General features: G+C 70.0%; 10 protein-coding genes. 3 read left to right on the plus strand and 7 right to left on the minus strand.

Features of this window, described 5'->3' with window-relative positions:
* Positions 1 to 4: 4 nt before the first annotated feature.
* The gene (locus ACE3TE_RS11655; RefSeq protein WP_374605154.1) at positions 5 to 388 is read right to left on the minus strand and encodes a diacylglycerol kinase; all 384 of its coding nucleotides are present in this window, start codon (positions 386 to 388) and stop codon (positions 5 to 7) included.
* Positions 389 to 503: 115 nt separating this feature from the next.
* On the opposite strand from ACE3TE_RS11655, the gene ACE3TE_RS11660 reads away from it, so the two are divergent.
* On the plus strand, positions 504 to 1,157 hold the full coding sequence (locus ACE3TE_RS11660) for a tellurite resistance TerB family protein (RefSeq protein ID WP_374605156.1): 654 nt from the start codon (positions 504 to 506) through the stop codon (positions 1,155 to 1,157).
* Between the two features lie 20 nt (positions 1,158 to 1,177).
* Positions 1,178 to 2,203, plus strand: coding sequence for a TIGR00266 family protein (locus ACE3TE_RS11665; protein ID WP_374605158.1), 1,026 nt, complete (start codon positions 1,178 to 1,180; stop codon positions 2,201 to 2,203).
* A gap of 46 nt (positions 2,204 to 2,249) precedes the next feature.
* Here ACE3TE_RS11665 and ACE3TE_RS11670 read toward each other — a convergent pair whose 3' ends face one another.
* The 6 genes from ACE3TE_RS11670 to ACE3TE_RS11695 form a co-directional block, all read right to left on the minus strand.
* A complete protein-coding gene (locus ACE3TE_RS11670; RefSeq protein ID WP_374605159.1) occupies positions 2,250 to 3,239 on the minus strand; it encodes an isoaspartyl peptidase/L-asparaginase family protein in 990 nt (329 codons plus the stop codon).
* 33 nt (positions 3,240 to 3,272) lie between these two features.
* On the minus strand, positions 3,273 to 4,544 hold the full coding sequence (locus tag ACE3TE_RS11675) for an ABC transporter permease (RefSeq protein WP_374605161.1): 1,272 nt from the start codon (positions 4,542 to 4,544) through the stop codon (positions 3,273 to 3,275).
* Positions 4,541 to 5,254 carry an ABC transporter ATP-binding protein gene (locus ACE3TE_RS11680; RefSeq protein ID WP_374605163.1) on the minus strand — a complete coding sequence of 238 codons (714 nt, stop codon included), beginning with the start codon at positions 5,252 to 5,254 and terminating at the stop codon, positions 4,541 to 4,543. Before ACE3TE_RS11680 ends, ACE3TE_RS11675 begins: the two co-directional genes overlap by 4 nt.
* Positions 5,251 to 6,483, minus strand: a complete 1,233-nt coding sequence (locus ACE3TE_RS11685; protein WP_374605165.1) for an efflux RND transporter periplasmic adaptor subunit — start codon at positions 6,481 to 6,483, stop codon at positions 5,251 to 5,253. The genes ACE3TE_RS11680 and ACE3TE_RS11685 overlap by 4 nt, the downstream gene beginning before the upstream one ends.
* An 82-nt stretch (positions 6,484 to 6,565) precedes the next feature.
* Positions 6,566 to 7,870, minus strand: a complete 1,305-nt coding sequence (locus ACE3TE_RS11690) for a sensor histidine kinase (RefSeq protein WP_374605167.1) — start codon at positions 7,868 to 7,870, stop codon at positions 6,566 to 6,568.
* A 4-nt stretch (positions 7,871 to 7,874) separates the two neighbouring features.
* A complete protein-coding gene (locus ACE3TE_RS11695; protein WP_374605169.1) occupies positions 7,875 to 8,588 on the minus strand; it encodes a response regulator transcription factor in 714 nt (237 codons plus the stop codon).
* A 221-nt stretch (positions 8,589 to 8,809) separates the two neighbouring features.
* Here ACE3TE_RS11695 and ACE3TE_RS11700 point away from each other — a divergent pair, with 221 nt between their 5' ends.
* Positions 8,810 to 9,160 carry a DMT family protein gene (locus tag ACE3TE_RS11700; protein WP_374605171.1) on the plus strand — a complete coding sequence of 117 codons (351 nt, stop codon included), beginning with the start codon at positions 8,810 to 8,812 and terminating at the stop codon, positions 9,158 to 9,160.
* Positions 9,161 to 9,236: the final 76 nt, after the last annotated feature.

Genomic DNA, 9,236 nt, shown 5'->3' on the forward strand with positions numbered 1-9,236 from the left:
CCGATCAGAAGTAACGTGGGCCGAGGATCAGTCCCCAGCAGGCCAGAACATTCAGGTCGGCCAGGAACACGGCGGCAGAGCCCATGTCCTTGGCGCGCCCGGCCAATTCGTGGTGCTCCGCGCCCCAGCGGTCCACGACCGCCTCGACCGCCGAGTTGAGCACCTCGACCACCAGCACGAGCATCATCGAGCCGACCAGGATCGATCGCTCGACCCCGTCCGCCCCCAGCCACAGCGCCAGCGGCGCCAGCAGCACGAACAGGTAGACCTCGAGCCGGAAGGAGGACTCGAGCATCCACGTTGCCCGCAGGCCCTTGAGCGACCAGGTGAACGCCCGCCAGACCCGGAACGGGCTGCGTGGCGCCAGGCTGTCATAGCTGTCGGCCATCGGGGACCCGGAGGCGGCAAAGGCGGTAATTCTGCCACATCCCTGACTTCCGGCCTTGTGCGGCCGGCCGGGCGCCCGCACCATTCAGGCATCCATCCATCGCCGGGAGATCCACATGTTCAACGCCGAACGCCTGCTGGGACAGCTGATGGGCCAGGCCATGGGCGGCCAGCTGGGTGGCCGCAAGAAGAAAAAGCACCGCGGCGGCTTCGGCATGCCCAGCGGCGGCCAGATGGCCGTGGGCCTGGGCGTACTGGGCGTGGCGATGGCCGCCTACGAGCACTACAGCCAGAAATCCGCCGCGCCGGCACCCCAGCCGATGGCCGGCGCCGGCCTGGGCACCGCGGTGCCGCCCCCGGCCCCTCCCGGCCCGGCGGTGCCGCCGCCGGCCCCGCCCGCGGCCGCCGACACCGCGCTGCGCACCGAGCAGGCCATGCACCTGCTGCGTTCGATGATCACCGCGGCCCACGCCGACGGCCTGATGGACCCGGAAGAAAGGGACGCCATCCTCGACCGCGCCCGCGAAGCCGGCCTCGATCCCGAGGAGCTGCAGATGCTCGACGCCGAGATGCGTGCGCCGTTCACGCTCGACCAGCTGGTGGTGCGCACGCCGGTGGCCCTGCGCGCCGAAACCTATGCCGCCGCGCTGGTGGCGATCACCGCCGACACCGATGAGGAGCGCGCCTTCCTCGACCGCCTCGCCGGATCCCTTGAAATCGACCAGGCCACCCGCCGCGACCTGCACGCGCGGCTCGGCCTCGACGCCTGACCCCCCGAAGGAGAACTCGCATGCACCAGTGGTACCTCAGCTACAACGGCCAGCAGATGGGTCCGCTCGACCACGCCGCCGCCGTCGCCCAGGCCGGCAAGGATTCCAGCGGCCACTGCTGGCGCCAGGGCTTCGCCGAGTGGATCCCGATCAGCGCCTGCGCCGAACTGCGCGCCGAGTCCGCGCCTGGCAACCAGCTGGCGCCGACGCCGCCCCCGGCCACGTCGATGGCTTCGGCGGGCCAGCGTGCCGACGTCATCGACTACAAGATCTTCGGCGAGGACATGCAGTTCGTCGAAGTCGAACTCGATCCGGGTGAAAGCGCGGTCGCCGAGGCCGGCTCGATGATGTACAAGGACGCGGTCGTGAACATGGAAACCGTGTTCGGCGACGGCGCCGCGCCCTCGGGCGGCGGCTTCATGGACAAGCTGGTCGGCGCCGGCAAGCGCCTGGTCACCGGCGAGAGCCTGTTCACCACGGTCTTCACCCACGGCGGCGGCAGCGGCAAGGCGCGCGTCGCGTTCGCGGCGCCCTACCCCGGCACCATCGTGCCGATGACGCTGTCGAACTACGGCGGCACGATCATCGCCCAGAAGGACAGCTTCCTGTGCGCCGCCCGCGGCGTGCAGATCGGCCTGCACTTCCAGAAGAAGGTGATGACGGCGCTGTTCGGCGGCGAAGGCTTCATCATGCAGAAGCTCACCGGCGACGGCCTGGTCTTCGTGCACGCCGGCGGCACCATCATGGAGCGCGAGCTGCAGGCCGGCGAACGCCTGGACGTGGACACCGGCTGCGTGGTCGCGATGACCAGCAGCGTGAACTTCGACATCAAGCCGGTCGGCGGCGTGAAGTCGATGCTGTTCGGTGGCGAGGGCGTGTTCCTGGCCACGCTCACCGGCCCGGGCAAGGTCTGGCTGCAGTCGCTGCCGTTCTCGCGCCTGGCCGGCCGCATGATGTCGGCCGCCTACCAGAAGGGCGGCGGCAAGGGCGAAGGCTCGGTGCTGGGCGGCCTGGGCGGCATCATCTCGGGCGACCGGGGCTTCTGAGCCCTGGCAGGGCGCCGGCGCCGCGTGCGCCGGCGCCCGCGACGGACTATTCGTCGCGGAAAATGGCGGTGCCGCGGCTGCCGTCGGGTTTGACCCAGCCGCGGTACATGCCGGAGGTGTTGAAGGGCATCGCGATGTTGCCCTTCGCGTCGAGCGCGATCGCCCCGCCGTCGCCGCCGAGCTTCGGCACGATGCCGTTGATGACTTCTTCAGACGCCGCCGCGAGCGAATCGCCGCGGTAGGCGACGCGCGCGCAGACATCGTGCGCCGCCGCCGAGCGGATGTAGAACTCGCCCCAGCCGGTGCCGGAAACGCCGCAGCTTTCGTCGGCCCAGGTCCCCGAACCGATGATCGGCGCGTCGCCGATGCGGCCCCAGCGCTTGTTGGTCATGCCGCCGGTGGAGGTGGCCGCGGCGATGTGGCCGTGCTTGTCCAGCGCGACCGCGCCGACCGTGCCGAAATAAGTGGCCGGCAGCGCCGCCTGCCCGGCCTGTTCGCGCTTTTGCGCCTTTTCCAGCTGCTCGCGGCGACGGTCGGTGTCGAACCAGTCCGGCGCCACGAGTTCGATGTCGGGGTGCTCGTCGGCGAACTTCTCGGCGCCGGCGGCGGCCAGCATCACGTGCGGCGAGCGTTCCATCACCGCGCGCGAAAGAAGGATCGGGCTGCGCACCGTGCTGACGCCCGCTACCGCGCCGGCGCGGCGGGTATGGCCTTCCATGATCGCGGCGTCGAGCTCGTGTCCACCGGCGGCATTGAACACCGCGCCCTTGCCGGCGTTGAACCACGGCGATTCCTCGAGCACGCGCACCGCGGCGGTCACCGCATCCAGCGCCGCGCCACCGTCGGCGAGCACGGCGTGGCCGGCGTCGAGCGCGCGGTCGAGGTCGGCGCGCACGGCCTTCTCTTCCTCCGCCGACAGCGCGCTGCGCTCGATCACGCCGGCGCCACCGTGGATGACCAGGGCGGTCGGGGACTCATCGGCCCAGGCGGGCACGGCGGCGGCGATGGCGAGGGCAAGCAGCAGCGAACGGGACATGGCGAACCTCGAAAGGGGGAAACCAGGCCGAGTCTAACCCTGGTGGCGCAGCGCCTCGATCGGATCCAGGCGCGCGGCCTTGCGCGCCGGATAGAACCCGAAGAACAAGCCGGTGGCCACCGAGAATCCGGTCGCCATCGCCACCACCTGCAGGTCCAGCTGCACCGGCAGTGCGCCGAACTTGCTGGCCAGCAGCGCGCCGGCCACGCCCAGCGCGATGCCGATGGCGCCGCCGCCGAGCGAGATCAGCATTGCTTCGGCCAGGAACTGCATCTGGATCTCGCGTGGTCCGGCGCCGACAGCCATGCGCAGGCCGATTTCGCGGATACGTTCGGTTACCGACACCAGCATGATGTTCATGATGCCGATGCCGCCGACGATGAGCGAAATGCTGGCCACCGCGCCCAGCAGCAGCGACATCAGCCGCGTGGTCTGGGTGCGGGTGGCGACGATCTCGGCGATGTTGCGCACCTGGAAGTCGTCATCGGCGCCGGGCGCGATGCGATGGCGCTGGCGCAGCAGCGCATTGATCTCGTCTTCGACGAAGGCCAGGTCCTCGGCCCGGCCGACGCCGACCGAGATGCGGCTGACGGTGTCGGCCCGGCGCGGCGCCACCATCGCGCCGGCGGCGGGCGCGGCTTCCGCCGCCGCGGCGGCGGCCATGCGCCTGCGTCCGGTTTCCAGCGGCACCAGCATGATGTCGTCCGAGTCCTGGCCCCAGTTGCCCTGGCCCTTGGCGGAAAGCACGCCCACCACCTTCAGCGGCACACGGCCGAAGCGGATGGTGGCGCCGATCGGGTCGCCGTCGCCGAACAGTTCGCGGCGCACGGTTTCGCCCAGGATCACCACCTTGTTGGCGGTGTTGTAGTCGCGCGCTCCGAATTCGGCGCCGGAGGCAATCTGCCAGTCGTTGACCGGGAAATAGTCGGCGTTCACGCCTTCCCAGCGCGTCGACCAATTGTTCTCCGCGAACACGACCTGGCCACCGCCGGACACCGAGGTCGCGACGTACTGAACGCCGGGGATCTCGCCGCGGATGGCGTCGGCGTCGGCATCGGTGAGGCTGGCTTCGCTGCCGGCGCCGCCGCGGGCCGGCCCGCGCGAGGCGCCGCCGAAGATCTCCAGCCGGTTCGAGCCCAGGCGCGAGATCATCTGGTCGAGTTCGGACTGCGTGCCCCGCCCCACCGACACCATCACGATGACCGCGGCGATGCCGATGATCACGCCCAGCGCGGTGAGGATGCTGCGCAGCCAGTTGCCGCGCAGCGAGGAGACCGCCGAACGCATCACGTCGGTGAGCGTCATTTGCCTTTCCCCGGGGCCATCCAGCCCTCTTCGTGCAGTTCGCCGTCGTGCATCACGACGATGCGGTCGGCATGTTCGGCCACCGGCCGTTCGTGGGTGATGATGACGATCGTCCGGCCGCCGGCCTGCAGGCGTTCGAACAGGGCCATGATTTCCTCGCTGGTGCGCGAATCGAGGGCGCCGGTCGGCTCGTCGGCCAGCAGCAGCGGCGGTTCGTTGATCAGGGCACGGGCGATCGCCACGCGCTGCTGCTGGCCGCCGGAAAGTTCGCTGGGCTTGTGGCCGGCACGGTCGGCCAGGCCGACCTGTTCGAGCGCCGCGCGGGCGCGCGGCTCGCGTTCGGCCACCGGCACGCCGGCATAGACCAGGGGCATGGCGACGTTTTCCAGCGCGCTCTGGCGCGAGAGCAGGTTGAAGCCCTGGAAGACGAAACCGATCTTCTCCAGCCGCAGGCGCGCGCGCCCGGCGGCATCGAGGCTGGCGACGTTGACGCCGTCGCACAGGTATTCGCCCGAGGTGGGCGTGTCCAGGCAGCCGATGAGGTTCATCATCGTGGACTTGCCCGAGCCCGAGGCGCCCATGATGGCCAGGAACTCGCCGTGTTCGACCCGCAGGTCGACGCCGCGCAGCGCCACCACTTCGGCGGGCGTGCCCGGCGAATAAACCTTGCCCAGGCCGCGCGTTTCGATGACCGGTGCGCGCGGCGTCATTCCGCGGGGCGCTCCTGGCCGACCACCACCTGCTGGCCTTCCTGCACGCCGGTGACTTCGGTCATCGTGCCGTCCGACACGCCGACCTGGACCGGTACCGCCTGCGGCGTCTTGCCCTCGAGCACCCACAGCGTCCGGCTGGCGCCGCCGCGACCGGCCGCGGCCGCGCCGGCGTTGCCCGGGCGCGCGCCCGGCGTCATCGAACCCGGGGCGCCGCGTGGGCGCCCTTCCGCGCCCGGGCGGCCGGAGCGGGGCGCATCCGGCGGCGTGTAGCGCAAGGCGGCATTGGGCACGCGCAGCACGCCCTCGCGGCCGTCGACCACGATCTCGGCGCTGGCGGTCATGCCCGGCAGCAGGCTCAGGTCGGCGTTCTGCACCTGCACCACCACCGGGTAGGTGATCACGTTCGAGGTGGCGGTCGCGGCCAGGCGCACCTGCCGCACTTCGCCGCTGAACTGGCGGTCGGGATAGGCATCGACGGTGAACGACACCGGCAGGCCTTCGCGGATCTGGCCGACGTCGGCCTCGTCAACGCTCAGGTCGATCTGCATCTGCGCCAGGTCCTCGGCGATCTGGAACAGCACCGGCGTCTGGAAGCTGGCCGCGACGGTCTGGCCCGGCTCGATGTCGCGCAGCAGCACGACGCCGTCGACCGGCGAGCGGATCACGGTGTAGTCGACGTCGAGGCGGGCATTGCCGACAGCGGCCTGGCGCTGGCGCACCGCGGCCTCGGCCGACACCACGCGGGCGCGGGCCTGGTCACGCGCCGCCAATGCAAGGTCGGCCTCGCTGCGCGCGATCAACTGGCGTTCGACCAGGTCGCGCTTGCGGCGGTAATCGGCCTCGGCGTTGGTGACGCTGGCCCGCGCTTCGTTCACCGAGGCGCGGGCGCTGGCCAGGTCGGCTTCGGCCTGGTCGAGCCGGGTCTGGAACGGGGCCGGGTCAAGGCGCGCAATGGCCTGGCCCTGCGTGACGCGGTCGTTGTAATCGGCCAGCACCTCGAGCACCTGGCCCGATACCTGGGAACCCACGTCCACCGTCGTCGTCGCGCGCAGCGTGCCGGTGGCCGAAATGACCACGCGCACGTCGCCGCGTTCGACCGTGGCGGTCCGGTAGGCACCGGCAGCTTCGCCGTCGCGGCCGGTGAACCACCAGGCGGCCAGCAGGGCCAGCGCGACCGCGGCGATCACCAGGTACAGGCGGAAGGGGCGACGGGTGGGGGAAGGCATCGGGGCTCCGGGGAAGGGTCAGGCAACAGGGAAAGGTAAACGCAGGCGGGCAGGAAAGGTTGACCCGGCCGGCCCGCGGTTTTCAGCCGGCGGCGGTGGCGTGCGGAAAACTCAGGATCGCGGTGGTGCCTTCGCCCGGGCGGCTTTCCAGCCGGACCGGCCAGCCATAGCGGTGCGACAGCCGCTGCACGATCGACAGGCCGATGCCCTGGCCTTCCTTGCCGGGGTTGGCGGCGCGGTAGAAGGGTTCGAACACGCGCGCGAGCACGGCTTCGTCCATGCCCACGCCGGTGTCGGCGACGGCGATCTCGCCGTGGCGCACGGTCACCGTGACGCTGCCGGCGTCGGTGTAATTGCAGGCGTTGCGCAGCAGGTTGCTGAGCATCACCGACAGCACCCGCGCCGGCGCATGCAGGTGGAAACCCTGCTCGATCCGGCAGCCGACCTCGACCGGTTTGCCGCCGACCAGCAGCCGCGCCTTCTCGACTTCTTCCTGCACCACCTCGGCGACGTCGAAGTCCACGTCCGGCAGGCCGGTGTCACCCTCGCGGGCCAGGATCAGGAAGGCTTCGATCAGCGCCTCCATGTCGCGACCGGCGCCCTGGATGCGGCCCAGGGCCTTGCGCGAGAGCGGCGAGAGGCTGTCGTCGGCGGCCATCATGTCGCCGGCGACGCGGATGACGGTGAGCGGCGTGCGCAGCTCGTGCGAGGCGTCGCGGGTGAAGTCGCGTTCGCGCTGCACGAAGTGTTCGATGCGGCTGGCGAACTCATGCAGCGACTGCGCCAGCACCAGGGTTTCGCCCTCCACGTCGGTGGGCAAATTCTCCGGGCTCAGCAGCGCCGGTTCGGGCAGCTTGGGATCCCAGCGCTGCACCTGCGAGGCCAGCCAGATGACCGGCGACACGGCGCGCTTGGAGGCCCGGTAGGTCGTCCAGGCGATGACATAGATGACCACCAGCACGATCGCCAGCGGCGCCATGCCGAACCAGAAGGCCAGGCTGTCGACCTGTTCCTGCTTGAACAGCAGGTAGAGGCGATGACCGTTGCGGTCTTCGTCAACCAGCACCAGCGAGCCGCCTTCCGCGCGCGGCATGGCGTGGAAACCCACGGGCAGGTCGCGGATGGTGGCCGGGACACGGTCGGCGGCGGCACCGGCCGGCAGCAGGTAGCCGGTCATGTTGTAGGTGTCGGGCACGTCGGCGCCCGGGTTGGCCTGCAGGCGCTGCCAGTAGTGCGCGGCTTCTTCCTGCAGGGCCTGCTGGATCAGCACGTGCTTGAGCACGGCCGAGGCGCCATAAACGCCCAGGACCGCGGCGAAGCTGATCGCCGCGGCCTGCAGGATGAAGGCGGTCCAGATCTTGCGCCGTAGTCCCTTGCGAGGCGGCATGTGGTCAGCCGGCCGGGGGCGCATCGAGGTCGGCGATGCGGTAGCCGGCGGTCTGCACCGTGTGCAGCAGCGGGCGGTCGAAGGGCCGGTCGATGGCCTTGCGCAGGTTGTACAGGTGGCTGCGCAGGGTGTCGGAATCGGGCAGGCCGTCGCCCCAGATCTCGCGCTCGATGTCGCGACGGGTAACCACGCGCGGCGATTCGCGCATCAGGATGGTCAGCAGGCGCAGGCCGATCGGCGAGAGCTGGATTTCCTGGCCGGCGCGGGTCACGCGCAGGCTGGCGGTGTCGAGCACCAGGTCGGCCACCTTCAGCACCTCGGCGCTCACCTGGCGGCGGTCGCGGCGGATCAGGGCGCGCACGCGGGCTTCGAGTTCCTGGATCGCGAAGGGCTTGACCAGGTAGTCGTCGGCGCCGGCCTCCAGGCCCACGACCTTGTCGTTGAGCGTGTCGCGGGCGGTCAGCATCAGCACCGGCGTGGACTTCTTCGCGTCGTTGCGGATACGGCGGCAGACTTCCAGGCCGTCCATGCGCGGCAGCATCAGGTCCAGCACGATCACGTCGTAGCTGTTGTCGGCGGCCAGGCGGTAGCCGTCGGCGCCGTCGGTGGCGTAGTCGACGCCGAAACCTTTGGATTCCAGGTATTCGCCAACCATCTCGGACAGGTTGCGGTTGTCTTCGACCACAAGGATCAGGCCGGCCGGGTCATCGCGTCGCATGGGGATCTCCTTCAGGGATGTGAAGACGGCGTCTTCAGCTTTGTGAAGATTAGACTCCGGACCCGGTGATTCGGATGTGAAGCCGCCGGCAAGGCGGTGTCAAGACCGGGGCCAGGACGGGGACAGGTGCAATTTGCCCCGGGCATCTGGTGGAAGCGGGTGAACCTGGCGCAAATTGCACCTGTCCCCAGGCCCGACCACCCCACCATGGCCCCATCCCGATGCCCGCCACCCTGAGCGCCTACCTCACCCCGGTCCTGCTGCTGTTCGCGTCGAACGTCTTCATGACCTTCGCCTGGTACGGGCACCTGAAGTTCAAGACCAGTCCGATCTGGATCGTCATCTTCGCCAGCTGGGGCATCGCCTTCTTTGAGTACTGCCTGCAGGTGCCCGCCAACCGCCTGGGCCATGCCGTCTACAGTGCGCCCCAGCTCAAGGGCATCCAGGAGATCCTGACCCTGGTGGTTTTCGCGGGCTTCTCGGTCTGGTACCTGGGCGAGCCCCTGAAATGGAACCATGTCGCGGGCTTCGTCCTGATCGTCGCGGCGGCCTTCCTGATTTTCCTGGAGTGAGCCGGCACGGGGCCCTGTGGGAGGGACTTCAGTCCCGAAAGGCATTCGGGACTGAAGTCCCTCCCACAGGACCCTG

The sequence above is a fragment of the Arenimonas sp. genome, from assembly GCF_041919775.1.
Lineage (GTDB): Bacteria > Pseudomonadota > Gammaproteobacteria > Xanthomonadales > Xanthomonadaceae > Arenimonas.

Excerpts from the sequence above, each read along its gene's own strand:
- ACE3TE_RS11655 (WP_374605154.1), bottom strand. The coding sequence starts at position 388 with ATGGCCGACAGCTATGACAGCCTGGCGCCACGCAGCCCGTTCCGGGTC.
- ACE3TE_RS11660 (WP_374605156.1), top strand. The coding sequence starts at position 504 with ATGTTCAACGCCGAACGCCTGCTGGGACAGCTGATGGGCCAGGCCATG.
- ACE3TE_RS11665 (WP_374605158.1), top strand. The coding sequence starts at position 1,178 with ATGCACCAGTGGTACCTCAGCTACAACGGCCAGCAGATGGGTCCGCTC.
- ACE3TE_RS11670 (WP_374605159.1), bottom strand. The coding sequence starts at position 3,239 with ATGTCCCGTTCGCTGCTGCTTGCCCTCGCCATCGCCGCCGCCGTGCCC.
- ACE3TE_RS11675 (WP_374605161.1), bottom strand. The coding sequence starts at position 4,544 with ATGACGCTCACCGACGTGATGCGTTCGGCGGTCTCCTCGCTGCGCGGC.
- ACE3TE_RS11680 (WP_374605163.1), bottom strand. The coding sequence starts at position 5,254 with ATGACGCCGCGCGCACCGGTCATCGAAACGCGCGGCCTGGGCAAGGTT.
- ACE3TE_RS11685 (WP_374605165.1), bottom strand. The coding sequence starts at position 6,483 with ATGCCTTCCCCCACCCGTCGCCCCTTCCGCCTGTACCTGGTGATCGCC.
- ACE3TE_RS11690 (WP_374605167.1), bottom strand. The coding sequence starts at position 7,870 with ATGCCGCCTCGCAAGGGACTACGGCGCAAGATCTGGACCGCCTTCATC.
- ACE3TE_RS11695 (WP_374605169.1), bottom strand. The coding sequence starts at position 8,588 with ATGCGACGCGATGACCCGGCCGGCCTGATCCTTGTGGTCGAAGACAAC.
- ACE3TE_RS11700 (WP_374605171.1), top strand. The coding sequence starts at position 8,810 with ATGCCCGCCACCCTGAGCGCCTACCTCACCCCGGTCCTGCTGCTGTTC.